This is a genomic window from Streptomyces sp. NPDC004435 (assembly GCF_042873895.1).
Taxonomy (GTDB): domain Bacteria; phylum Actinomycetota; class Actinomycetes; order Streptomycetales; family Streptomycetaceae; genus Streptomyces.
On the sequence record NZ_JBIAMB010000001.1, the window covers coordinates 562256 to 586507 of the forward strand.

Below are 24252 nucleotides of genomic sequence, written 5' to 3' on the forward strand. Positions count from 1 at the left end.
ACGCCGGTCCCGGGCGTCCGGTCGCACCACCGGGTGTCCCGCCGTGCCGGCCCGGGTCCCCGGACCGGCACGGCCGCACGGCCTAGAAGGGGACCGGGGCGATGTCGACGTCCGCCCGGCGGCCGGTGGTGGAGGACACCGTCGCCGGGTGGTCCTCGCCGAGCCGTCGGCGGAACCCCTCCAGCGTCTCGGTGTGCAGGGCCGTGGCCTCCTCGCCGCGGTCCAGCGCCCGCAGGTCGAGGACCACGTTGTTCGCGCAGGCCAGCGTGGTCGGGTGGTCGGCGCCGAAGACCCGCGTCAGGGCGTCCCTCGTCGCCCGGTCGAGCTCCAGGGCCTCCTCGTGCCTGCCCTCGGCGGCGGCCTGGCTGGCGGCGCCGATCGCGGCCGTCAGGGTGAGGACGTGGTCGTCGCCCAGAGAGGCGCGCAACCCCGGCAGCGCCACGTCCAGGTGGGCCCCGGCGGCGGCGGTCTCCCCGAGGTGGCGCAGGGTGATCGCCAGGTTCACCCGGGCCGACAGGGTGTACGGGTGGGAGGCGCCGAGCTTCGCCGCGTACCGCTCCAGAGTCGCCTCGCCCAGTTCCCGGGAGCGCCCCAGCTGACCGTCCTGCCGCAGGTCCACGACGAGGTTGGCCGCGCAGGCGACGGCGTCCGGGTGGTCGACGCCGTACCGGGTCGCGAACTTAGACCAGGCCATCTCGCTGAGCGCGAGCGCCCCGTCGTGGTCGCCCGCGCGGCGGCGGCAGACCGCGAGGACGCGGGCGCAGCCGAGGGTGACGTGGTTGTCCTCGCCGAAGGTGGCGAGGTAGCGGGTGTAGACGTCCTCCAGGTGGGCGGCTGCCTCCAGGTAGTCGCCCGTCTCCCGGATGTCGATGGCCAGGCCGATGAGGGTGTTGAGGGTCTCGACGTGGTCCTCGCCGAGCGCGAGCGCGCGCAGCCGGGCGGTCTCCGTGTCGTACGCCCGCGCCTCCTGGTAGAGGCCCATCAGCCGCAGGCCGACGCCGAGGCTGTGGGCGGCGCGCAGGGCGGCCGGGTCGTCCTCGCCGAAGACGCGCAGGGACCGCTCGTACACCTGCCGGTTGACCTCCAGGCCGCGCGCCATCTCGGCGCGCAGCCGCAGTCCGCTGCAGAGCTGGATGAGGGCGTCGAGGGTGCCCTCGTCCTCCTCGCCCGCGGTCCGCAGGTAGACGTCCGCGGTGTGCTCCATCATCGCGGCGGCCTCCTGGTACTCGCCGAGCACCCGCAGGATGAACGCCAGCCACTTGGCCATCTCCAGAGTGAGCTGGTCCTCGGCGCCGAACTTCTCGGTCCAGATCTCCAGCGCCTCGCGGGCCATCTTCGCGGAGCCCGCGTGGTCGCCCCAGGCGTAGAGGAACTCCGCCATCTCCCGGATGAGCCGGCGGGCCCACGGCGACTCGCACTCGACCGCCCGGGACACCACCACGTGCGGCAGCAGTTCCTGGTAGCGGGGCCAGAGCGCGCGGGTGGAGGGGCTGCCGGGGTTCGCGTCGGCGAGCAGCAGGTGCGCGCCGTGCCGCATGTCGGCCTGCTGCTGCGGGGACATGCGGTTGACCAGCACCGCCTGGACCAGGCGGTGCAGCTGGACGGTGTCGTGCCGGTGCTCGATCCGGGCCAGGGCGTAGATGTTGATCTCGCGGATGGCCCGGCCGAGCTTGATCGGGTGCCGCAGCGCCTCGTCCAGCTCGGGGGCGATGGTGGTGGTCCGCGCGTTGTTGAAGAGCGAGCGGGAGATCGGCTCGGGGGCGAAGAAGGAGCAGACCTGGAGGAGCTGGAGGGCGGCCGGGTTGCGCTGTTCGAGCTGGCGCAGCGAGACGTCCCAGGCGGCGGCCACCGACATGGGGTAGTCGGGCGAGGGCACCAGTTCCAGCATGAGTTCGGCGATCTTCTCGTTGATCAGCCGCAGGTAGTCGGGGACGGCCATGCCGGTGACGGCCTGCCACGCCGCCGCCTGCTCGATGGCGAGCGGCAGGTCGCCGAGGGCCTCGGCGAGCCGGTCGGCGTCGGCGTCGCTGAGGTCGCGGGCGCGCCGGCGCAGCAGCGCCTTGCTCTCCTCGCGGGTGAAGACGTCCACGGAGAGGGTGCGGGCGACCCGGTCCCACTCCTGGTTCCGGGAGGTGATGAGGATCTTCCCGGTGCCGCCGGTGGGGAAGTAGGGACGCACGGCCTCCACGTTCTCGGCGTTGTCGAAGACCAGCAGCCAGCGGTCGTACGGCTCGCCGCGACGCAGCGCCTCGCGGACGGCGGGCACGGCCCGGTTGGCCTCGTCGCTGACGTTCAGGCCCATCCGCTGGGCGAGTTCGGTGAGCGCGGTGAGGATCATCGTGGGCTGTTCCGACGGGATCCACCAGACGATGTCGTAGTCGGCCGCGTACCGATAGACGTACTCGATCGCGATCTGCGACTTCCCGACGCCGCCCATGCCGTGCAGCGTGTGCGGGAGCACGGCCGAGGTGTCGCCGGTCAGCAGCTGCTCCCTGATCTGCGCGAGCAGGTCCTCCCGGCCCACGAAGTTGGGGTTGTTCGGGGGGACGTTGCCCCAGACGGCGGGTACGGAGGGGCGCGGCGGCCTGGCCGGGACCGGGATCGACCCGGTGCCGGAGGCCGGGATCGGAGTGCCGGAGGCCGGGGTCGGCGCGCCGGAGGGCGGCGGGACCGGGGTCCGCCGGGCGACCCCGTTCTCGCGCTCATGCTGACTGGCAGTGGTCTCGGTCATGGAAGGGCCGTCCGTGTCGGAATGTACGGGGGTATCGCGGTTATCGTGGACCAATGGCGCGTTGTCGGGCATGACCGACTCTCCCGGCGAACCGCCCGACAGGGCGGCGCTGATCCGGTTGGCCCGCCTCAGATAGGGACCCGACAGGGCCCGGAGGATCGCCAGTTCGACGCGGACGAACGGCAGGCTCTCCTCCGTCAGCGTGGGAACGGGCGCGTTCTCCGGTTCGAGCAGGGCGCCGTGGAGTCCGCGGGCCGCCTCGGAGCGGTCGCCGAAGAAGTCGGAGACCGAGCGCGCGACCCGCGCGGTGTCGCCCCGCAGGGCGCCGGCGAGCAGCGCCTCGCGGGCGCCGTCGACGAATTCCAGCGGGGTGCTCGCGGCGGTGCTCGGCGGCGCGTCCGCCGGGGGCTGTTCGACCAGTCCGCTGAGGAACAGCTCGGCCACGTGCACCGGTTGCGCCTCCGGCACCAGCCGGTGCCGTACGGCCCGGACCAGCCGGGGGTCGAGGACGGCGGCGGCCAGATGGGTCGCGAGCCGGAAGGCGGTCGGGGTGGCGTGGCTGCGGAAGCGGCGGATGCGCTCCTGCACGGTCGGCACGGCGGGTCCGGCCGGCGGTTCGGGCTCCTCGGGCCCGGCGGGGGCCGGCGCGCCGAGCAGCAGTGCGGAGGCGTCCGTCCAGCCGCCCGACTCGCCGGCCACCAGGGCGGCCCAGCGGCCCAGCCAGTCGGCGTCCAGTTCCAGGACGGGGACGGGCGCCCTCCAGGTGTCGGGCGGCGGGTCGAAGGGGTCGTACTCCTCCGGCGGGAAGGAGACGGTCAGTTCGGTGTTGGGGGCGCCGGAGCGCGGACTGCCGAGCCGCACCCGGCGGGGTGTGAGGGCGGTGCGGTGCCAGTCCCGCTGGGAGAGCAGGTGGACCACGGCGGTCGGCCCCGCCGCCGCCCACAGCTCCAGCGCCCCGGATCCCGCGCCGGCCCGCCACAGCGGGCCGAGGGCATCGGTGAGGACGAGGACGATCCGGCGGCCCGTCCGGTCGAGGAGTTCGGCGGGGGAGCCGCCCGAGCCCTGCTCGGCGGCCGGGCCGCGCAGCACGGCCTCGTCGCCGCCGGGGGTGGTGCGGACGCCCATCCGGCGGATCCGGACGTCCCGGAAGGCGCCCAGCTGTTCGAGCACGGCGGTGAACTCGGTGATCGTCTGTTCCCAGATCGCCATCGTGGCGTGGTCGTCGACGACGAGCACCAGATCGAAGCGGCGTTCGTCGGACGGGCGGGTGTAGGGCAGCCAGAGGCCGTCCTCGGCGGCGTGCTCGGCGGTGGCCTCCTCGTCCAGTTCGACGTCGAAGGGGGAGGGGACGACCTGTTTCAGCGGTCTCAGCCGGCGGGCGATGCCGGGGGCGTCGGGCAGGTCCGGGAGCGGTTCGGCGCGGGCGGGCGCCTCGTGGAACTCCCGGGCGAGCGCGAACTGCCGGGCGAGGAGGCCCGGTGGCCCGGCCGGCCGCGCCGCCCCGGTGACGGCGCCGGTCGCCGGGGGCGCGCCGCCGGGCGCCCCTGTCCGGCCGGGCCGGGGCCCGCCCGCGGGCGGCTCGCCGGCCGGTCCGGGGTGCGCGGCCGGCCCGGGGAGCCCGGGCGGGGGCGCCGGCCGGGGGTGCGGGGCGTCGGGGAACGCGGGCAGTCGGGCCGCGAGCGTCTGGTACGCGTGCAGCCACAGGGCCTCCGCGACCTCGAACGGCTCCGGGAGCGAGCGGGCGTCGTCGTCCATCATGGTGCTCCCGACAGCCGCCGCCAGAGCGCGTCGAGCAGCTCGCCCCAGGTCTCGTCGTCGTCCCGGACGCCGGCCGACCGCAGGTAGACGGCGTTCAGCAACTGGTCGGCGGCGAGCCCGCCGTGCTCACGGCTGCGCTCCATGAACTTCTGGATCATGGCCTCGTGCCGGCCGTCCTGGTCCCGGAAGTGGGCGGCGATCATGGCGGCGAGCTGGTCCTCGCGCGGCGGGGAGACGTCGAGACGGACGCAGCGGCGCAGGAAGGCGGCGGGGAACTGCCGCTCGCCGTTGCTGGTGATGACGACGAAGGGGAAGGCCCGGCACCGGACGAGTCCGTCGGCCACCGGGGCGGTGCCGTCCGGGTCGTCGGTGAACACCCGGGCACGGCCCTCCTGGTGGCGGGCGCGGACCAGCTCCGGGATGTCGTAGGAGCCGTTCTCCAGGACGTGCAGGAGGTCGTTGGGCAGGTCGATGTCGCTCTTGTCGAGCTCGTCGATGAGCAGCACGCGGGGCAGTTCGTACGGGAGCAGGGCGGTGCCCAGCGGGCCGAGCCGGACGAAGTCGCCGATGCGGGGCGCGGCAGCGGGTCCGCCGCCCTCGGGAGCCCGTGCCGGGGTGCCGCTCTGCTGGGCGGGGACGGGTGCGGGGGCCGGTTGGCGGGCGCCGAGCGAGGCCTGGGCGCGGCCGATGGCGTCGTACTCGTACAGGCCGGAGCGCAGGGTGCTGCGGGAGGTGATGCCCCAGTGCAGGACGCGGCCCAGGCCCAGCTCGCGGGCGACGAGATAGGCGAGGGTGGACTTGCCGATGCCGGGCCGGCCGGTGACGAGCAGCGGCCGGCGGAGCAGCAGGGCGGTGTTGATCAGGTCGATGTCGTGCGGGTTCTGCCGGGGGGTGGCGCGGCCGACGACGCCGAGGCGGCGGTCGGTCTCGGCGCTCTCGGCCGGCACGGGCGGCAGGACGGGGCCACCGTCGAAGTTCCGCCAGCCGGGTGGCGGCGGCAGGATGTCGGCGAGGCGGATGTCGGCCAGGGGCCGGCCGGTGCCGCGGTAGATCCACCAGCTGCGGCCGCTGACGTGCCCTCCGTTCCGGCTGCTGTCGACCGGATGATGGACACCGCTCATGTTTCCCCCTCGTCGTCGTGTCCGCCGCGCGCGCTCCCGTCGGCCGGTCCCGGCGATCCGGACCAGTCGACGAGGCGGTTCGGGTCGTCGAAGAGGACGGCGAGGTGCCGCCCCACGTGGACGTCCCGCTGCGCCGCGGCGGCGGTGGCGGCCTCGCTCCGCAACTGTTTGACCCGCTGCGGGAGTTCGATCGCCCTTCCCTTCAGGAGGCGCTTGGCGCGCCTGCGGAACTCGGCGGGCGGTTCCGGGCGCCGGTCCCAGACCGCCAGCGGCACTCCGGCGCGCAGCGCGGTCTCCAGCGGGGAGCGGTCGCCGGCCGGGCCCCGGAGCGGGGGTGCGCCGAGGGCGACGGAGATCAGCCGTTCGTCGGCGACGAGCGTGCTGCTCCACCGGACGGCGTCGTGGCCGCGCCGGCCGGCCGTGTCCCAGTGGCAGACGGTCTCGGAGCTGTCGAGCAGCTGCTGCCAGCGGTTGTGCCACTTGCGGTGGTGTTCGGTGGCCCGCATCCGCTCCAGGCTGCGCAGGACCACCGGGTAGGTGAGGCAGAGGGCGGTGGTGAGGTCCGAGCCGGACGTCAGCCATTCCATCGGCTGGTTGAGCAGGTGGAAGGGGAGGACGAACTCCAGGACGGGGCGGCCGGGGCGGCCGGCCCACTCCTTCTCCGCCCGGTCGACCAGATCGCCCACGGCGGCGGGGACCTCGTCCAGGGTGACGAGCCGGTCCTCGCCGCGCTCCGGCCGCCAGGGGCCCGGCCTGATCTGGCGCCAGTGGGAGAGCAGGTACCGGTCCGGGTCCATTCCGCTTCTGCACAACTGGACAACGAGGCAGGCGGGCGAGGGGTGTGCGGCGGCGGCGCGGGTGAGCTCCGCGCGGACGGCGGCGAGTTGCGGGGCGAGGCCGAGGGCGGCGGCGCGGGTGTCGTTCCAGGTGCGCAGGGCGCCGGCGGTCGTCCGGTGGGCCTCGGAGTCGTCGAGGGCGGTGCTCACGTGCTCGATCAGCACGGTCACCGGGAGGAGCCCGTCGGGGCGGGCGTTGGCCCGGGCGAGGAGGTCGAATGCCTCGCCGAGGCCGGTGACGGGGAGCGGGGGGAGGGCGAGTCCGTCGGCCGCCGCGTACAGCAGCCCGTGCGCGTCGAGGTGCCGGACGCGGTCCAGCAGGGCGCGGGCCTCGCGTAACTCGGTGTCGGGCAGGACCGGGAGGACGTCCGGCGCGGGGGAGGGGGCGGGCGCGGCGGCGAGCTCGCCGATCCGGCGGACGGGGGCGGATCCGGGGGCGTAGAGGCTGAGGGTGTCGGCCAGTTCGCGCAGGCCGTGCGGTTCGCGCAGGCAGCTGCGGACGATCTCCAGGATGTCCAGCCGGGTGCTGCCGTGGCGCCGGACGTCGCCCACCTCGGGCAGCCGTTCCGCGAGCATGCTGATGAGGAGGTCGCGGCTGCCCGGCACGTCGAGACCGGGCACCGCGGAGAGCTGCTCGACCAGCTCACGCCGGAGGTCCGGTGCGTGAGCGCCGTGCCCCTCGTCGGACAAGAGTCCCCCCGTCACGGCTCCGGTGTTCCCAACTCCCGCTCGGGCATGGGTGGTACGGGCGCCGCCGCCCTGTCCTCCAGGGTATGGCGAGGGCCGGATCCGTCGCCACCCCGTACGCCGATCCTTCCTGCGGAACGGGTCGGGGCCGGCCCGGCGCCCGCCCGGACCGGCCCCGGCGGGGCTGCCCGCGGACTACTCGACGACGAGGTCCACGGTGATGTTGCCGCGGGTCGCCTTGGAGTAGGGGCAGAAGGCGTGGGTCTTCTCCAGCAGGACGCGGCCGGCCTCGCCCTGGAGGTGGTCGGGGAACTCGGCGCGCATGACGACGGCGAGGCCGAAGCCGCCGTCGGCGGCGTCCTTGCCGATGGAGACCTCGGCGGTGACGGACGCCTCGGAGATGTCGATCTTCTCCTGGCGGGCGACGACGCCCATGGCGCTGGCGAAGCAGGCGGCGTAGCCGGCGGCGAAGAGCTGCTCGGGGTTGGTGCCCTGGCCGTTGCCGCCGAGGGCCTGGGGGTGGGCGAGGGGGAGGTCGATGTGGCCGTCGGAGCTGACGGCGCGGCCCTCGCGCCCGTTGGCGGTGGCGACGGCGGTGTACAGGGCGTCCATGGGTTCTTCCGTTCTGTCCTCGGGAGGGGCTGCCCTCTATTAGTAGCGCACTATTCAGTTGTGCACAACTGAATAGTGCGCGGGGGTTCGCGTACCCTGGAGTCATGGAGACGCTCGACACGGTCCCGGACGAGGACTTCCTCCGGCTCGACCACCAGATCTGCTTCTCGCTGCACGCGGCCACCCGCGCGTTCAACGGCGTCTACCGCGAGGCGCTGAAGGAGCTCGGGCTCACCTACCCCCAGTACCTCGTCATGCTCGTGCTCTGGGAGCACGGCGAGCTGCCCGTGAAGGGCATCGGGGAGCGGCTGCGGCTCGACTCCGGCACCCTGTCGCCGCTGCTCAAGCGGCTGGAGGCGGCCGGATACGTGGAGCGCAGGCGCAGCGCGGAGGACGAGCGGTCCGTCACCGTCCGCGCCACCGCGGCGGGCGCCGCGCTGCGCGAGCGGGCCCTCGGCGTGCCCCGCCGGATCGCCGCCGCCACCGGCCTCGACCTCGCCTCCATCGGCGAACTCCGGGAACGGCTCACCGCCCTCGCCGAGCGCCTCGACTCCCTCGACCCCGGCGAGCTGCGCTCCTCCTGCGACTGACGGTTCCGGCGAGCTGCGCCCCTCCTGCGACTGACGGTTCCGGCGGACCGAGGCCCTCGGTCACCCGGCCGTCACCAAAATGTAAGGGCTGAAACTCGTAGACGCTCCTATACTCGGCGCATGCCCGAGATCACCGTCCGCCGCGCCACGGCCGCCGACTCCAAGCGCCTGACCAAGCTCGTCCGCGGCTCCGCCGCCTACCGGGGGCCGTACGCCGTCATGGTGGAGGGCTACCAGGTCGGCGGGGCCTACATCGAGCACCACCCGGTCTACGCCGCCGTCGACGCCGACGACCGCGTCCTCGGCTTCTACGCCCTCCTCCTCGACGAGGCCGAGCTCGACCTCGCCTTCGTCGCCGACACCGCCCAGGGCCTCGGCATCGGACGCACCCTGATGACCCACATGGCGGGCGAGGCCCGCGCCGCGGGGCTCGACGCCGTCCGGGTCGTCGCCCACCCGCCCGCCGAGGAGTTCTACCTCCGCACCGGCGCCCGCCGCACCGGCACCGTCGCCCCCACCGGACGCATCCACTGGGAGCGCCCCGAGCTGAGCTACGACCTCACCGGCCCCGCCGCGGCCGCGGCGTGACCGCCGTCGAGTCGCCGCGGGACGACAAGCGGCGGATCCTCGCCGACCTCACCCCGCTGCGCACCTCCGCCGACTACCGCCGCCTCTGGTTCGGGAACACCGTCTCCTGGGTCGGCCAGGGCATGACCGCCCTCGCCATCTCCCTCCAGGTGTACGACATCACCGGCTCGGCCTTCTCCGTCGGCCTCGTCGGCCTCTTCTCCCTCGTGCCGCTGGTCGTCTTCGGCCTGTACGGCGGGGCGATCGCCGATACCGTCGACCGCCGCGCCCTCGGGCTCGCCGGCGCCACCGGCTCCGCCGTCCTCGCCGCCGCGCTCTCCGCCGCCGCCTTCGCCGGCTTCCACCGCGTCTGGTTCCTCTACGCGATCGTCGCCCTCCAGGCCGTCTGCGCCGCCCTCAACTCCCCCGCCCGCAGCGCGATGATCCCCCGGCTGCTCCCGCCCGAACAGCTGCGCGCCGCCAACGCGCTGAACTCCATGGTCATGACCTTCGGCACGCTCGTCGGCCCCAGCCTCGGCGGTGTGATCGTGGGCGTCGCCGGCTACCAGACCGCCTACCTCATCGACGCCCTCGCCTTCTTCGCGAGCCTGTACGCGATGTGGCGGCTGCCCTCCATGCCGCCGGAGCGCACCGGGGCGGCGGGAGCCGCCTCCGCGGGAGGGAAGCCGGGAGCCCGGGAGAGGGCGTCCGTCCTCGACGGGCTGCGCTTCCTCGGCACCCGCCCCAACCTGCGCGCGACCTTCGTCTCCGACCTCTTCGCGATGATCCTCGCCCAGCCCAAGGCACTCTTCCCGGCCGTCGCCGTCCTCTGGTTCGGCGGTGACGCGAAGACCACCGGACTCCTCGTCGCCGCACCGGCGTTCGGTGCGCTCCTCGGCGGGGTGGTCTCCGGCTGGCAGAGCCGGATCCGGCACCACGGGCAGGCCATCCTCATCGCCGTCGCCGCCTGGGGCCTCGCCATCGCCGCCTTCGGCCTCAGCCGGAACCTCTGGATCGGCCTCCTCTGCCTCGCCGCCGCCGGATACGCGGACACCTCGTCGATGATCTTCCGGAACACGATGATGCAGGTCGCCGCCCCCGACGAGATGCGCGGCCGGCTCCAGGGCGTCTTCATCGTGGTCGTCGCGGGCGGGCCCCGGCTCGGCGACTTCGTCGCCGGCTCCGTCGCCGACCTCACCTCGCCCGCCGTCGCCATCACCGGCGGCGGCATCCTCTGCGTCCTCGCCGTCGGCGTGTTCGCCCTGTTCGCACGGGGGTTCCGCCGGTACGACGCGCTCGACCCGACCCCCTGACGCGTCCATCCGGAGCGTCCCGGACGCTCCCGTACCGACCCGTCTTCGCCCGACTGGCGGTTGGCCGCCACGGCACATAGCCGCCAGCCGCGACAGGACTCAACTTCCCTCCCAGCGACCAGACTCCTCGCGGATCCGGAATCCCACCCCCGAACCCCCGGGTCCGCGAGGAGTCCCCCCATGACCGCACCGTCGACCAGAGGAAGGGCCGGGCTGATCGCCGCCGGCGTCTCCCTCGTGATGCTCTCGGCCGGGCAGACCGCCGCCGCGCCGGGCGCCACGGCCGCCGCCGTTCCCGACACCTTCCGGGGCCCGGCCGCCTCCGCCACCGTCACCCTCGTCACCGGCGACCGGGTCACCCTCACCGGACTCGACGGCGGCCGGCAGACCGTCACCGTCGACCGGGCGAAGGGCGCCACCGGCGCCGTCCGCACCCAGGTCACCGACGGCCGGGTCACCGTCGTCCCCGACGAGGCCCGCCGCCACCTCGACTCCGGCGCCCTCGACCCTCGCCTCTTCGACATCACCGGCCTCGTCGAACAGGGCGTCACCGACACGCTCCCGCTGATCGTCACGTACGGCGGGAAGAACGCCCGCGCCGCCCACGGCACCCCGCGCGGCACCGAGACCGTCCGCGCCCTGCCCAGCGTCGGCGGCGCCGCCGTCACCGCCACCGACCCGGCCGCCTTCTGGCAGTCCTTCACCGGAGAGGCCGGCCCGGCGGCCCGCGCCGCCGCCCCCGCCAAGGTCTGGCTCGACGCCCGGGTGACGGCCGCCATGGCCGAGTCCAACGCCCAGATCGGCACCCCGAAGGCGTGGGAGGCCGGGCTCACCGGCAAGGGCGTCAAGGTCGCCGTCCTCGACACCGGCGTCGACGCGAGCCACCCCGACCTCGCCGGCCGGGTCGCCGAGTCGAAGTCCTTCATCGAGGGCCAGGAGGTCGCCGACCGCGACGGCCACGGCACCCACGTCGCCTCCACCGTCGGCGGCAGCGGCGCCGGCTCCGACGGCAAGGAGAAGGGCGTCGCCCCCGGCGCCACCCTCGCCGTCGGCAAGGTCCTCAGCGACGAGGGCTCCGGCACCGAGTCACAGATCATCGCCGGCATGGAGTGGGCCGCCAAGGACATCGACGCGAAGATCGTCTCGATGAGCCTCGGCTCCCGGGAGGGCAGCGACGGCACCGACCCGATGGCCCAGGCCGTCGACACCCTCTCCGCCGAGACCGGCGCCCTCTTCGTCATCGCCGCCGGCAACTCCGGCGCCCCCGGCTCCATCGGCTCGCCCGGCGCCGCCGACTCCGCCCTCACCGTCGGCGCCGTCGACTCCGCCGACGAGGCCGCCTCCTTCACCAGCAAGGGCCCCCGCTACCGCGACCAGGCCCTCAAGCCCGACCTCTCCGCGCCCGGCGTCGGCATCCTCGCCGCCCGCTCCCAGCTCACCGAGGGCACCGGCCTCTACACCTCGATGAGCGGCACCTCCATGGCGACCCCGCACGTCGCCGGAGTCGCCGCCCTGCTCGCCGAGAAGCACCCCGACTGGACCGGCGCCCAGCTCAAGGACGCCCTCATGTCGAGCTCCAAGACCCTCGACGCCTCCGTGTACGACCTCGGCGCCGGCCGCGTCGACGTCGCCTCCGCCATCGCCGCGGACGTCACCGCCACCGGCTCCGCCGACCTCGGCTTCTTCGCCTGGCCCTACGAGGAGAACAAGCCGGTCACGAAGACCGTCACGTACACCAACTCCTCCGACACCCCCGTCGAGCTGGACCTCGCCGTCGAGGGCATGCCGGCCGGCACCGCCGCCCTCGCCGACACCACCCTCACCGTCCCGGCCCACGGCTCCGCCTCCACCACCGTCACCGGCGACGGCACCGGCGCCCCGGTCGGCACCAGCTCCGGCCGGATCACCGCCACCGCCGACGGCACCCCGGTCGCCCGCACCGCCCTCGGCCTGGTCAAGGAGGAGGAGCGCTACACCCTCACCGTCCACGTCAAGGACCGCGACGGCGCCCCCGCCTCCGCCGGCCTCGGCATCAAGGAACTCACCCCCGGCGAGGACCCCTTCCCCGCCTCCGTCGGCGAGTCCGGCACCGTCGAACTCCGCCTCAAGCCCGGCACGTACACCGTCGACACCTTCCTCGACGTGCGCGGCGCCCAGGGCTCCGACTCCCTCGGCCTCGGCTTCATGGTCGCCCCCGAGGTCGTCCTCGACCGCGACCGCGAGATCACCCTCGACGGCCGGCAGCTGCGCGAGATACGCGCCGACGTCGAGAAGCGCACCGAGACCCGCCAGCTGGTCATGGAGTACGACCGCCAGGCGAACGGCACCGGCTACACCGACATCGTGCAGGTCCCGCTCACCTACGACTCCCTCTTCGCCGCGCCCACCGCGCCCGTGAGGAACGGCACCTTCGAGTACCGGACCGTCTGGCGGCTCGGCAAGCCGATGGCGGAGGCGAGCGTCGACGGCGCCCGCCTCGCCGACCTGCGCCCGCAGGGCGGCAGCGCCCTCCTCGAAGGCCGCCACCGCCTCCGCCTCGCCGACGCGGGCACCGGCACCCCCGCCGAGTACGCGGGGAAGGACGTCACCGGCAAGGCCGTCCTCGTCCGCCTCGCCGAGGGCGCGGACCCGGTCCAGGTCGCCCAGACCGCCCAGGACGCCGGCGCCACGGCGCTCGTCGTCACCGACGACACCGCAGGCCGGCTGCTGAAGTGGTTCGGCACCGCCGACTACCAGGACCGCCCGCTCGCCGTCGTCACCGTGAACCGCGCCGACGCCGCCCGGCTCGCCGCGGGAGCCGCCCGCGGCAAGCGCCTCGACCTCACCGGCACCCGCTTCACCCCGTACGTCTACGACCTCTCCGAGGGCCACCCCGGCCGCATCGGCACCGACCTCGTCCTCCGCCCCGGCCACCGGGACCTGGCCACCGTCCGCTCCACCTTCCACGCGCCGACCAAGCGGAAGGAACTGGGCGGCGAGTTCCGCTTCTCGATCACCGACACCTTCAAGGTCGGCGTCGGCTTCAAGGAGTGGATCGCCTTCCCGGCCGAGCGCACCGAGTACGTCTCCACCGGCACCGGCCAGCAGTGGCACGAGTCCGTCGACCTCGGCGAGTCCCTGGAGCAGCGCGGCGGCCGCTCGGTCTACCGCGGCGGCTCCGTCACCCGCAGCGAGTGGTTCGGACCCGTCTGGCACCCCTGGCTCGGCACCGGCCTCGGCTGGGGCCAGCAGCGCACCGGCAACGACCTGCGGTTCAACACCCCCGGCTGGGGCGACTCCGGCCGCGACCACACCGGCTTCGGCAACGTGTGGGGCGACGACAGCATGACCCAGTACACCGAGGTGTACGTGAACGGCGTCCGCGTCGACCGCAAGATGAGCTCCGGCGCCTACGCCTGGGACGCCCCGGCGGAGGAGGCCACCTTCAAGGTCGTCACCGACACCACCCTCGACCCGGCCCGCTGGCGGCTCGGCGCCAAGGGCCACACCGAGTGGACGGTCCGCTCCGCCGAGACCCCGTCCGACCGGGTGACCTACCTGCCGATGCTCAACCTCGGCTTCGACCTCGACACCGACCTGTACGGCGACGTCCGGGGCGGCTCCCGGATCCCGGTCGGCATCTTCGCCGAGTACGTCGAGGGCGCGACCGGCACCGGCACCATCACCGGCGGCAGCCTGGAGGTCTCCTACGACTCCGGCGCCACCTGGCGCGCGGTCGAGCTGCGGAAGTCCGGGAAGGGCGCGGCCTGGACCGGCGAGCTCCGCGTCCCGTCCGGCGCCCGGGCCGTCTCCCTGCGGGCCGGCGCGAGCGACGACCAGGGCGGCTCCGTCACCCAGGAGCTGATCCGCGCGGTCGGCGTGAAGTGACCCGCTGAGCGGAAGAGGGCCGGACCCCGTCGGGGGTCCGGCCCTCAGGGCGTGCCGGGCGTCGCGTGCCGGGCGGGACGTGCGGGACACGCCCTGGCCGTCATCCCCGCGGCAGCCGCTTCTTCAGCACCTTCCCCAGGTCGTTGCGGGGGAGGGAGTCCAGCAGGCGGACCACCCGGGGCCGCTTGTGCGGGGCGAGCAGCCGGGCCACGTGGTCCGCCAGCTCCGCGTCCGCCGGCGGGTCCGCCGGGTCGGCCGGCACCACCCAGGCCACGATCCGCTCGCCCAGGTCGGGGTCCGGCTCGCCGGTGACGGCGGCCTCCCGCACCCCCGGGTGGTCCAGCAGCGCGTTCTCGATCTCGCCCGCGCCGATCTTGTACCCGCCGCTCTTGATCAGGTCGGTGGCCTTGCGGCCCACGAGCCGGATCGTTCCGTCGGCCTCGCGGACGGCCATGTCGCCGGTGCGGAACCAGCCGCCGGCCACGCCCCCGTCGAAGGCCGCCTCCGTCGCGTCCGGCCGGTTCAGATAGCCGGAGAAGAGGTTCGGCCCGCGCACGTGCACCTCGCCGACCGTCTCCCCGTCCGAGCCGCCGAGCACCGAACCGTCCTCCTCCACCAGCCGCACCTCCACGCCCGGCAGCGGCGTCCCCACCGTGCCGGGGCGCGGCGGGCCGCCGGGCCGCACGCTGGTGTTCATCAGCGTCTCGCTCATCCCGTACCGCTCCACCACCGTCCTGCCCGTCGCCGCCGCGATCCGCTCGTGGTCGCGCACCGGCAGCGCCGCGGAGCCCGACACCAGCAGCCGCGCCCCGGACAGCGCCTCCACCAGCGCCGGATCCCCGGGGAGGGCGTCCGCGAGCCGGTGGTACATGGTGGGCACGCCGAACAGCATCGTGCCGCCGGAGGCCAGCTCGCGGGCCACCCCCTCGGCCGAGAAGCCGCCCAGGTGCCGGACCTCGCCACCGCGCCGCAGCGGCCCGAGGATCCCCAGGACCAGGCCGTGGACGTGGAAGAGCGGCAGCCCGTGGACGAGGACGTCGTCCGCCGTCCACGCCCACGCCTCCGCGAGCGCGTCGAGCGAGGCGGCGACCGCCCGGCGGGAGAGCAGGACGCCCTTCGGGGGGCCGGTGGTGCCGGAGGTGTAGACGATCAGGGCGGTGGACTCCGGACCCGCCCCGGCGGGCGGCGGCACCGCCCCGGCGCCTGGATCCGCCTCCGCTCCTTCCAGCTCCACGTCGACCCGGGGGAGCGCGGCGAGCGGGGCCGGCAGTTCCTCCGCCGGGCCCGCGAGAACCAGCTCCGGAGCGCTGTCGCCGAGGATGTGCGCCAGCTCCCGCTCGCCGGAGCGGGGGTTGAGCGGGACGGCGGGGACGCCCGCGAGCAGCGCCGCCACCACGGCCACCGCCGTCCGGGCGGTCGGCGCGGCCCACACGGCGACCCGCCCGGACCCGGCGATCCTGGCGGCGAGCGCGCCGACGGCCCGGGCCAGCTCCTCGTACGACAGCGCGTCCGGGCCGCAGCGCAGGGCCGGGCGGCCGGTGGGGGCCGCGAGGGCCGGGAACAGGGGCGGGGAGAGCGGGGCGTCCACCGGTCGAACTCCTCGGGTCGGGGGCGAGGGTGCTGCCGGGGACGATTCTGCCGGGGCGTCAGGGCGAGCCGGCCGTGACCTTCGTCGCCCCGGCCGCCGGCTCGTCGCCGCCCGGCCGGATCCCGCGCATCCGCCCGTAGGCGTAGACACACCCCGCGAGCGCCAGGTCGGAGAGGAGCATGAAGCCGATCGAGTACGAGTCCTTGGCGCTGTAGATCGCGCCCATGACCAGCGGCGGGACGAAGCCGCCGAGGCCGCCCATCGCACCGACGATGCCGGTCACCGAGCCCACCTTGGCCTGCGGGGTGACCTGCGAGACCAGCGCGAAGACCGAGCCGCTCGCGGTGCCCAGACCGGCCGCCATGACGAGCAGGGCGATCGTGCCGCCCGGGTTCAGCTTCGGGTCGAAGGCCTGGACGATCGCGAAGAGGGCGACGGTGCCGAGCGCCCACGTGGTGACGACCGCCGGATGGACCCGGTCCGAGAGCCAGCCGCCGATCGGCCGGAAGACGACGGTGACCAGCGCGAACCCGGCCGCCTTGGTGCCCGCGTCGGTCGGGTCGAGCTCGTACCAGGTCTTCAGGTACGTCGGCAGGTAGACGCCGAAGGCCACGATGCCGCCGAAGCCGATCGCGTACAGCGCCGACAGCTCCCAGGTCACCCGCAGCCGGCCGGCCGAGCCCAGCCGGCTCGCCAGCGAGGCGGTCGGCACCGGGCGGTCGGGGCGGTCGGTGATCAGGGCGGCGGCGAGCACGGCGTACACGGCGAGCGCGATCGCCACGACGATGAAGGGCAGGTTCTCGCCGTGCTTGGCGATCCGGGGGGTGAAGTAGCCGGAGAGCGCCACGCCGCCCATGCCCATGCCGAAGACGCCGAGCGCCAGACCCCGCTTCTCCGGTGGGAACCACGAGTTGACCAGCGGGATGCCGATGGCGAAGGTCGTGCCGCCGAGCCCGAGGAGGAAGCCGACCACGAGCATCAGGCCGTAGGAGTCCTTCACCACGATGAGCAGCAGCACCGGGATGATCGTCAGCGCCGAGACGAGCGGGAACATCAGCTTCGCGCCGTACCGGTCGGTCAGCGCGCCGGCCGGGATCCGGCCCAGCGAACCGACGAGCACCGGCACCGCGACGAGGAAGGACTGCTGGAAGGAGCTCAGGCCCAGGCGCTCGCCGTACCAGCTGCCGAGGGGCGCGATCAGGTCCCACGCCCAGAAGGTGAGCGTGAAGCCGATGGTGGCCATCACCAGATTGCGGTAGGCCGCCGCGGTGGGGGGTTTGGCGTCGGAGTTCACCCCCTCAGTCAAGATCCGGCACCGGCCCCGGGCGCGCGGGACTGCTCCGTCCGGGGGGTGGAGCCCAGGGGGCGTCTCGTCGATCAGGCCGGATCGAGGGAGCGACAGGCCGGATCAGGGAGCGCCGACGACGCGGCGGGGCGTGGTGCCGGAACGCCGCGAGCCCGGCCTGATCGGCACGACGCCCCCTACTACGGCCAGGTCACCTTCGCCGGTGGGGTGCCGTCGTCCTCGACGCGCAGCCAGGCGCCCTCGTCGCCGACCCCGACGTCCACCTGGATCCGCCCGATCCCGGACCGCCGGTGGGCCGCCGCGAGCGCCCCGCGCAGCGCGCCGAGCAGCTTCCGCGCCTCCGGTTCGTCCACGAGCGTGTCCACCGCCCCGGTGAAGCGCACCGACGGCTGGAAGCCGAGCAGCACCCCCGCCCCGCCGGTCTCCCGGAGCACCCGCCCCCGGAAGGTCGTCGGCGCCTCGGCCGGCGGCTGCTGGAGGGCGAAGATCGTCGTCCGCACCTCCTGGATCGTCGAGTCCAGCTCGTCCACCGCCCTCCCCAGCAGCTCGTCCTCCTCGGGCGGGCTCTCGGCGCGGCGGCGGGTCGACTCCAGCATCATCTCGGTGGCGAACAGCCGCTGGACGACGAGGTCGTGCAGGTCACGGGCGATCCGGTCGCGGTCCTCGAAGACCGCGAGCCGCTCCCGGTCGTGCCGCGCGTCCGCCAGGACCAGCGCGAGCGCCGCCTGCGAGGCGAACTGGGAGGCGAGCAGCCGGTCCACCGCCGAGTACGGCTCGGCGTCCCGGCGGCGGGGGAGGGCGAGCGTGCCGATCAGCCTCCCGCCGCTGCGCAGCGGCAGCATCATCGACGGCCCGAACCGCGAGCGGACCGGGGTCGTCATCCGCGGGTCGGTCGACGAGTCCTCGATGAAGACCGGCTCCCCGCCGAGGAGCTGGACGAGGACGGCGGAGCCGGGCCGGATCGTGGTGCCGACCAGATCGGCGGGGTCGTCCGTGGTGGAGGCAGTGACGATCTCCATCCCGCCCTCGGGGGTGGGCTGGAGGATCACGCCGGCGGCGGCGTCGGCGAGGATCCGGGCCTGTTCGGCGACGGTCATCAGGGCGTCCTCGGCGGACTCGCCGGTGAGCAGCGCCGTGGTGACGGCCGCCGCGCCCTCGATCCACCGCTCGCGCAGGCGGGCCGTCTCGTAGAGCCGGGCGTTGCCGATGGCGATGCCGGCCTGGGCGGCGAGCACCCGCAGCAGGGCCAGGTCCTCCTCGGTGAAGCCGCCGGGCTTCCCCGCGAGGTGGAGGTTGCCGAAGACCTGCGTGTGCACGCGGATCGGGACGCCGAGGCCGTCGCCGGGGCCGAGGTCGTCGGGACCGGCGAGGTCGTCGGGGCCGGCGGGGAGCCGGGCGGCGCGGGCCCGCTCCTCGTCGGTCATCCCGGTGGTGAAGAGTCCCGTGAGCCGGGGGCGCTCGGGGTCCACGACCCCCAGCGCCCCGCGGTGGGCCCCGACGAGATCGGCGGCCGAGTCCACGATGTGCTGGAGCGTGGCACGGAGTTCGAGGTCCGTGCCGACGCCGAGGACGGCTTCGAGCAGCATCGGCAGCCGGGCCTGCTCCCGCTCCTGCCCCTGCCCGGTGTCCTCGTCCATGATCACCATGGTCTCATCGGCGTACGAATCAGGCGATGTCGGGATTGTTCACTCCGTCAGGTCGTCGGCGAGCTCGCGGTCGAGGTCGCGGTCGTCCGCCAGGCCGCGGTGGGCGCCGAGCGGATCGAGGACCATCGGCTGGACCTTGCCCTCCAGCATCGCGCCGAGGCCCAGCACGGCGCAGACGTCGGGCCGTTCGGCGATGTGCACCGGCATCCCGGTCGCGTCCCGCAGCATCTGGTCCAGGCCCGGGAGCAGCGCGCTGCCGCCGACCATCATGATCCCGCGGTCGGCGAGGTCGGCCACCAGATCCGGCGGGCAGTCCCGGAGCACCTTGCCGATGCCGTCGAGGACCGCCGTCAGCGGGGTGTGGATCGCCTGGCGCACGGCGGCCGTGTCGACGGTGACCGAGCGGGCCAGGCCGGTGGCCACGTCCCGGCCGTGGATCTCGGTGGACGCCGGGCCGTGCGGGGTGAGGCCGTTGCCGCTCAGCGCGAGCTGGAGCGGGCGCACCGACTGGCTCGGCAGCATCAGCTCGTGGTGGTGGCGCAGGTGCTGGATGATCGCGTGGTCGATGGCGTCGCCGCCGACCGGCATCCGCTCGGCCGTCACGATCGCGCCGAGCGAGAGCACCGCGACCTGGGTCGTCGCCGCCCCGCACACCAGGATCATGGTGGCGGTGGGCTGCTCCACGGGGAGGCCGCAGCCGACGGCCGCCGCGATCAGCGTGTCGACCAGCTCGACCCGGCGCGCCCCGAGCCCCACCAGGGTCTCCACGGCGGCCCGCTGGGCGAGCGGGTCGCTGTCGTGCGGGGTGCAGGCGGCGGCGCGCAGCCGGGGCTTGCGGCGGAGCTGGCGGCGGAGCTTCTCGCCGAGGAGGTGGCGGAGCATCCGCTGGGCCATCTCGATGTCGACGACCGTGCCGCCGGAGACCGGGCGCACGACCCGGATGTAGTCGGGGGTGCGGCCGGTCATCTTCTCGGCGAGCGCGCCGACCGCGATCAGCGCTCCGGTACGGGTGTTGACGGCGGCGACGCTCGGCTCGTCGACGACGAGCCCGGCTCCCTTGACGAAGACCCGGGTGCGGGCGGCACCCAGGTCGACGGCGACATGGCAACGGCGCAGCTGATCGAGGCTGACGGTCACGGCGGATCCTCCGGAGTGCGGTGCTGACACGGGCGAGGTGTCGCGTTTCGGTTCCTGTTCGCATGGTGCGACCGCCGGGCCCGCCGCGCGCGCTGGGCTGAGCCGCCCGGGGCCGGGCGGACGGAGGTGGCGAAGCGGGTGAATCACGGCGCCACGGCGCTCACCTGTGGTTTCCTCACAGGATCCTCACGTCTTTGCCTCCCCGGAGCCGTGCCGCTCGTTCTAGCGTGCGAGCCCCATGGACTACTGCCACGCGTGCCGGCGGCATCTCAACGGGGCCCTCGCCTGTGCCGGGTGCGGAACTCCCGTCGAGCGGCTGCGGTACGACACCCCCCAGGCCCCGTCTCACCCCGCGCCTCACGAGGGCGCCGAGACCCCGGAGCCGTACCGGTCGGAGCCGTACCCGGCGGAGCCGTACGTCTCCGGGGCCCACGCCTCCGAGCCGTACGGGTCCCGGCCGTACCCGTCACAGGCGTACGGCGGGTCCGAGGCGTACGGCGTGCCCGGGCAGTACGGCGGCGCGTCCGGGCAGTACGGCGGCTCCGGGCAGTACGGCGGCTCCGAGGCGTACGCCTCCGAGCCTCACACCCCGACGGCGTACGCCTCCGAGCCGTACGCGCCCGTCCCTCAGCCGCAGGTGCGGGAGGAGGCTCCGGAGCCGGAGGCCGACGCGCCGCTCGCTCCCGAGCACGTCTTCGAGCTGGACGTGGTGGTGCCGCCGAGGTCCGGCGGAAGGGCGGGGGACCGGTCCGCCGCGCGCCGCCGGAAGCGGGGGAGCGGCGGGCGGGGCGGTCGCGGCCGGACGGTCGCGGTGAGCACGCTGGGGCTCGTCCTCGCGGCCGGGTCGCTGGGCCTGGCGAAGTCCGTGTTCGAGGAGCCGGAGGAGAAGGGGCCCGCCACGGCGGTGGAGGAGCTGGAGGTCACCGAGACCCCGCTGCCTCCCGCGCTGCCGTCCCGAGGTCCGGACGGCGGGGCGGGGGAGGACGGCGGGGAGGGCCGCGAGGCGGTCGGCGCTTCCGGGATTCCGGCGTCGCCGACCGTGCGCCCGCGCCGGATCAGTACGGGATCGGGCTCCGGCTCCGGCACGGCCGCCACCCCGGCGGGAGGCCCGGGCGCGGGTACGGGCTCCGGCATGGGAACGGGCACGGGTACGGGCTCCGGTACGGGAACGGGCGCCGGTGTGGCCACGGGCGGCGCGTCCGCCGGTCCGTCCTCCGCCGCACCGTCGTCGGCCGCCCCCTCCTCCCCGGCGCCGACCGTGCCGGAGGTCACCGGGGGGCCGCAGGGCGAGGGGCCCGGGCCCACGCCGAGCGCCTCGGCCTCGTCCACCGCCCCGGCCACGGGCGGCCCGGCGCCGAGCGCCTCCGCGAGCACCACCCGCCCGCCGACGACCGCGCCGGCCCCGACGCCGGAGCCCACGGAGAGCTGCACCCAAATCTTCTGGTGGTGCGTGTAGGGCTCCGCCGGGCGCCCCTTGCCGTGCCCCGCTCCGTCAGGCCGGGGATCCGCCGAGCATCCGGAGCAGCAGGTCGCGGAGGAGGGTGCGCTCCACGCCGGTCAGCTCGCCCAGCGGCTCGCGCGCGAAGTGCAGGGAGTCGCGCAGCCTGCGGGCGGTGTCCCGGCCCTCGTCGGTGGGCGCGGCCAGCTTGACCCGCCGGTCGGCGGGGTCCGGGCGCCGCTCGACCAGGCCCCGTGACTCCAGGCGGTCGATGATCCCCGTGACGTTGGACGGCTCGCACTTGAGCTTCTCGGCGATCTTCCGCATCGGCGTGGGCTCCAGGGTGAGCAGCCCGAGGACGCGCGCCTGCGCGCCGGTGAGGGAGTGGGCGGCGGCGGCCTCCTCGTACTCCTGGTGGTAGCGCGCCACGACCGTGCCGATCAGCTCGACGACTTCGAGGGTCACGGGGTCGGTGTGTGAGGTGGGCATGGGCACCATCGTACTCCGATGCTTGACAACATGAAATATTCAGGAGCATGGTTGTTTCATCAAGTGAAGCTTTTTCGAGGAGGTCCCCACCATGACCGCTCTGCCCGCCACCAGCCGTGAATGGCACCTCGTCGCCCGCCCGCACGGCTGGCCCGCCCCCAGTGACTTCGCCCTGCGCGAGGTCCCGGTCGAGGCGCCCGCCGAAGGCCGCGTCCTGGTGAAGAACCTCCACTTCTCCGTCGACCCGTACATGCGCGGCCGGATGAACGACGTGAAGTCCTACGCCCCGCCGTTCAAGCTGGACCACCCGATGGACGGCGGCGCGGTCGGCGTCGTCGTCGCGTCGAACGCGGAGGGCTTCGCCGAGGGCGACCACGTCCTGCACGGCCTCGGCTGGCGTGAGTACGCCAGTGTGCCCGCCGAGCACGCCACCAAGGTGGACCCGGAGCTCGCCCCCCTCTCCACCTACCTCGGCGTGCTCGGCATGCCCGGCCTGACCGCCTACGCGGGCCTCTTCGAGACCGCCTCCTTCAAGGAGGGCGACGTCGTCTTCGTCTCCGGCGCGGCCGGCGCCGTCGGCAGCCAGGTCGGCCAGCTCGCCAAGCTGGGCGGCGCCTCCCGGGTCATCGGCTCGGCCGGCTCCGACGAGAAGGTGAAGTGGCTGGTCGAGGAGCTCGGCTTCGACGCCGCCTTCAACTACAAGAACGGCCCGGTGCGTGACCAGCTCCGCGAGGCCGCCCCGGACGGCATCGACGTCTACTTCGACAACGTGGGCGGCGAGCACCTGGAGGCCGCGATCTCCTCGCTCAACGTGCACGGCCGCGCCACCATCTGCGGCATGATCGCCCAGTACAACGACACCGAGCCGGTCCCCGGCCCGCGGAACATGGCGATGATCATCGGCAAGCGGCTCCGCCTCCAGGGCGTCCTGGTCCGCGACCACTACGACCTCCAGCAGAAGTTCGTCGAGGAGGTCGGCGGCAAGCTGCGCTCCGGCGAGCTGAAGTACCGCGAGACCCTCGTCACCGGGATCGAGAACGGCGTGGACGCCTTCCTCGGTCTGCTCCGCGGTGACAACACCGGAAAGATGATCGTCTCGCTGGACCGGTAGTCTTCCCTCAGCCGTCGCGATCGTGGGCGCGAGTCGAGGCGGGGAGAAGAAGGCAGGAACCAGCATGTCCATCCAGCACTCCGACGTTCTCTACACCGCCGTCGCCACCGCGGAGAACGGCCGTGACGGCCGTGTCGCCACCGACGACGGCAAGCTCGACGTCGTCGTCAACCCGCCGAAGGCCATGGGCGGCTCCGGCGACGGCACCAACCCCGAGCAGCTCTTCGCGGCCGGCTACAGCGCCTGCTTCCAGGGCGCCCTCGGCGTCGTCGCGCGGAACGAGAACGCGGACATCTCCGGCTCGACGGTCACCGCCGAGGTCGGCATCGGCAAGAACGACGACGGCTTCGGCATCATCGTGAAGATCTCGGCCTCCATCCCGAACGTGGACGCCGAGACCGCCAAGAGCCTCATCGAGAAGGCCCACCAGGTCTGCCCGTACTCCAAGGCGACCCGCGGCAACATCACGGTCGAGCTCGCGGTCTGAGCCACCGGCCGCACCGCGTGCGGACCCGTGCGGGCCGCACCCCGACCGACCGGGGTGCGGCCCGCACGCATGTGCGGAGCCGGTGATCGCATGCCGCTAGGCTGCCCGCATGCGCGATTTCGGGGTGGGTTTCGGTTATCTGGTCCAGGGCCAGAAGTGGGTGGCACAGCACGGACGCCAGTTCGGCTTCGGGCTGCTGCCCGGTCTGCTGGCACTCGTCCTCTACGTCGGCGCGCTCGGGGCCCTCGCCTTCAACGTGACCGAGGTGGTGGCCTGGGCGACTCCCGTCGCCGACGACTGGTCCACCCTGTGGCGCGAGATCTTCCGCGACGTCATGGCGGCCCTCCTCCTCGGCTTCAGCGTCTTCCTCGCCGTCGTCACCTTCACCGCCGTCACCCTCCTCATCGGCCAGCCCTTCTACGAGAAGCTCTCCGAGGACGTCGACCGCAGCCAGGGCGGCGATGTCCCCGAGTCCGGCCTGCCGCTCTGGCGCGAGCTGCTGATCTCCGCCCGCGACAGCCTGCGGGTGGTGCTCCGGGTCGCCTTCTACGCCGTGCTCCTCTTCGCCTGCGGCTTCATCCCCGTCGTCGGCCAGACCGTCGTCCCCGCCCTCGGCTTCTGCGTCTCCGGCTTCTTCCTCGCCGAGGAACTGACCGCCGTCGCCCTCCAGCGCCGGGGCGTCGAGCTCAAGGAGCGCCTGACGCTGCTGCGCGGCCGGCGCGGAGCCACGCTCGGCTTCGGCGTCCCGCTCGCCGTCGCCTTCATCGTCCCCTTCGTCGCCGTCTTCCTGATGCCCGGCGCCGTCGCCGGTGCCACTCTCATGGTCCGCGACCTGCGCGGCGAGACGGGCGACGTGACCGGTGAGGACGACGATCACGAGGGCGGCAGCCTTCTCTCCCCGGGCGGCGACCAGGGGGCGCACCACCGCCCCCACTGACGCAGGACCCCGCGTGACGCCGCACGAGCGC

Annotated in this window: 17 protein-coding genes; 8 read left to right on the plus strand and 9 right to left on the minus strand. The window is 74.3% G+C overall.

What is annotated here, in order from left to right; genetic code table 11:
- Positions 1–82 precede the first annotated feature (82 nt).
- From fxsT to ACFYT9_RS02475, 4 genes are all read right to left on the minus strand, one after another.
- Positions 83–4489 carry an FxSxx-COOH system tetratricopeptide repeat protein gene (gene fxsT, locus ACFYT9_RS02460; protein ID WP_389160440.1) on the minus strand — a complete coding sequence of 1469 codons (4407 nt, stop codon included), beginning with the start codon at positions 4487–4489 and terminating at the stop codon, positions 83–85.
- Positions 4486–5610, minus strand: a complete 1125-nt coding sequence (locus tag ACFYT9_RS02465) for an AAA family ATPase (protein WP_389160441.1) — start codon at positions 5608–5610, stop codon at positions 4486–4488. The genes fxsT and ACFYT9_RS02465 overlap by 4 nt, the downstream gene beginning before the upstream one ends.
- Entirely contained in the window at positions 5607–7136 is a 1530-nt protein-coding gene (locus ACFYT9_RS02470) for a hypothetical protein (RefSeq protein ID WP_389160443.1), read from the minus strand. The genes ACFYT9_RS02465 and ACFYT9_RS02470 overlap by 4 nt, the downstream gene beginning before the upstream one ends.
- Positions 7137–7328: 192 nt before the next feature.
- The gene (locus tag ACFYT9_RS02475; protein WP_387274628.1) at positions 7329–7745 is read right to left on the minus strand and encodes an organic hydroperoxide resistance protein; all 417 of its coding nucleotides are present in this window, start codon (positions 7743–7745) and stop codon (positions 7329–7331) included.
- Positions 7746–7849: 104 nt separating this feature from the next.
- On the opposite strand from ACFYT9_RS02475, the gene ACFYT9_RS02480 reads away from it, so the two are divergent.
- From ACFYT9_RS02480 to ACFYT9_RS02495, 4 genes are all read left to right on the plus strand, one after another.
- The gene (locus ACFYT9_RS02480; protein ID WP_389160445.1) at positions 7850–8335 is read left to right on the plus strand and encodes a MarR family winged helix-turn-helix transcriptional regulator; all 486 of its coding nucleotides are present in this window, start codon (positions 7850–7852) and stop codon (positions 8333–8335) included.
- A gap of 120 nt (positions 8336–8455) precedes the next feature.
- The gene (locus tag ACFYT9_RS02485) at positions 8456–8923 is read left to right on the plus strand and encodes a GNAT family N-acetyltransferase (RefSeq protein WP_387274624.1); all 468 of its coding nucleotides are present in this window, start codon (positions 8456–8458) and stop codon (positions 8921–8923) included.
- Positions 8920–10215, plus strand: a complete 1296-nt coding sequence (locus ACFYT9_RS02490) for an MFS transporter (RefSeq protein ID WP_387274622.1) — start codon at positions 8920–8922, stop codon at positions 10213–10215. The genes ACFYT9_RS02485 and ACFYT9_RS02490 overlap by 4 nt, the downstream gene beginning before the upstream one ends.
- Before the next feature lie 180 nt (positions 10216–10395).
- Entirely contained in the window at positions 10396–14082 is a 3687-nt protein-coding gene (locus tag ACFYT9_RS02495) for a S8 family serine peptidase (RefSeq protein WP_389160446.1), read from the plus strand.
- A gap of 100 nt (positions 14083–14182) precedes the next feature.
- Here the strand turns inward: ACFYT9_RS02495 and ACFYT9_RS02500 are convergent, their stop codons facing one another.
- From ACFYT9_RS02500 to ACFYT9_RS02515, 4 genes are all read right to left on the minus strand, one after another.
- On the minus strand, positions 14183–15670 hold the full coding sequence (locus tag ACFYT9_RS02500) for an acyl-CoA synthetase (protein WP_389160448.1): 1488 nt from the start codon (positions 15668–15670) through the stop codon (positions 14183–14185).
- 58 nt (positions 15671–15728) lie between these two features.
- Positions 15729–16913, minus strand: coding sequence for an MFS transporter (locus ACFYT9_RS02505; protein ID WP_376602491.1), 1185 nt, complete (start codon positions 16911–16913; stop codon positions 15729–15731).
- A 242-nt stretch (positions 16914–17155) separates the two neighbouring features.
- On the minus strand, positions 17156–18622 hold the full coding sequence (locus ACFYT9_RS02510) for a GAF domain-containing protein (RefSeq protein WP_389160450.1): 1467 nt from the start codon (positions 18620–18622) through the stop codon (positions 17156–17158).
- Between the two features lie 39 nt (positions 18623–18661).
- Positions 18662–19759 (minus strand): rod shape-determining protein, encoded by a 1098-nt coding sequence (locus ACFYT9_RS02515; protein ID WP_389160451.1) that lies wholly within the window; start codon positions 19757–19759, stop codon positions 18662–18664.
- 238 nt (positions 19760–19997) lie between these two features.
- On the opposite strand from ACFYT9_RS02515, the gene ACFYT9_RS02520 reads away from it, so the two are divergent.
- A complete protein-coding gene (locus tag ACFYT9_RS02520; protein WP_389160453.1) occupies positions 19998–21215 on the plus strand; it encodes a hypothetical protein in 1218 nt (405 codons plus the stop codon).
- A gap of 36 nt (positions 21216–21251) precedes the next feature.
- Here ACFYT9_RS02520 and ACFYT9_RS02525 read toward each other — a convergent pair whose 3' ends face one another.
- Entirely contained in the window at positions 21252–21686 is a 435-nt protein-coding gene (locus tag ACFYT9_RS02525) for a MarR family winged helix-turn-helix transcriptional regulator (protein WP_376602486.1), read from the minus strand.
- Positions 21687–21777: 91 nt separating this feature from the next.
- Between ACFYT9_RS02525 and ACFYT9_RS02530 the strand changes: the two genes are divergently transcribed.
- The 3 genes from ACFYT9_RS02530 (at position 21778) to ACFYT9_RS02540 (ending at position 24221) form a co-directional block, all read left to right on the plus strand.
- Positions 21778–22797: an NADP-dependent oxidoreductase gene (locus ACFYT9_RS02530; protein ID WP_389160454.1), complete on the plus strand. Its 1020-nt coding sequence runs from the start codon at positions 21778–21780 to the stop codon at positions 22795–22797.
- Between the two features lie 64 nt (positions 22798–22861).
- Positions 22862–23284, plus strand: a complete 423-nt coding sequence (locus ACFYT9_RS02535; RefSeq protein ID WP_030756379.1) for an organic hydroperoxide resistance protein — start codon at positions 22862–22864, stop codon at positions 23282–23284.
- Between the two features lie 109 nt (positions 23285–23393).
- Positions 23394–24221: an EI24 domain-containing protein gene (locus tag ACFYT9_RS02540; protein WP_389160456.1), complete on the plus strand. Its 828-nt coding sequence runs from the start codon at positions 23394–23396 to the stop codon at positions 24219–24221.
- Positions 24222–24252: the final 31 nt, after the last annotated feature.

Excerpts from the sequence above, each read along its gene's own strand:
- fxsT (WP_389160440.1), bottom strand. The coding sequence starts at position 4,489 with ATGATGGACGACGACGCCCGCTCGCTCCCGGAGCCGTTCGAGGTCGCG.
- ACFYT9_RS02465 (WP_389160441.1), bottom strand. The coding sequence starts at position 5,610 with ATGAGCGGTGTCCATCATCCGGTCGACAGCAGCCGGAACGGAGGGCAC.
- ACFYT9_RS02475 (WP_387274628.1), bottom strand. The coding sequence starts at position 7,745 with ATGGACGCCCTGTACACCGCCGTCGCCACCGCCAACGGGCGCGAGGGC.
- ACFYT9_RS02480 (WP_389160445.1), top strand. The coding sequence starts at position 7,850 with ATGGAGACGCTCGACACGGTCCCGGACGAGGACTTCCTCCGGCTCGAC.
- ACFYT9_RS02485 (WP_387274624.1), top strand. The coding sequence starts at position 8,456 with ATGCCCGAGATCACCGTCCGCCGCGCCACGGCCGCCGACTCCAAGCGC.
- ACFYT9_RS02495 (WP_389160446.1), top strand. The coding sequence starts at position 10,396 with ATGACCGCACCGTCGACCAGAGGAAGGGCCGGGCTGATCGCCGCCGGC.
- ACFYT9_RS02505 (WP_376602491.1), bottom strand. The coding sequence starts at position 16,913 with ATGGCCACCATCGGCTTCACGCTCACCTTCTGGGCGTGGGACCTGATC.
- ACFYT9_RS02510 (WP_389160450.1), bottom strand. The coding sequence starts at position 18,622 with ATGGTGATCATGGACGAGGACACCGGGCAGGGGCAGGAGCGGGAGCAG.
- ACFYT9_RS02520 (WP_389160453.1), top strand. The coding sequence starts at position 19,998 with ATGGACTACTGCCACGCGTGCCGGCGGCATCTCAACGGGGCCCTCGCC.
- ACFYT9_RS02525 (WP_376602486.1), bottom strand. The coding sequence starts at position 21,686 with ATGCCCACCTCACACACCGACCCCGTGACCCTCGAAGTCGTCGAGCTG.
- ACFYT9_RS02530 (WP_389160454.1), top strand. The coding sequence starts at position 21,778 with ATGACCGCTCTGCCCGCCACCAGCCGTGAATGGCACCTCGTCGCCCGC.
- ACFYT9_RS02535 (WP_030756379.1), top strand. The coding sequence starts at position 22,862 with ATGTCCATCCAGCACTCCGACGTTCTCTACACCGCCGTCGCCACCGCG.
- ACFYT9_RS02540 (WP_389160456.1), top strand. The coding sequence starts at position 23,394 with ATGCGCGATTTCGGGGTGGGTTTCGGTTATCTGGTCCAGGGCCAGAAG.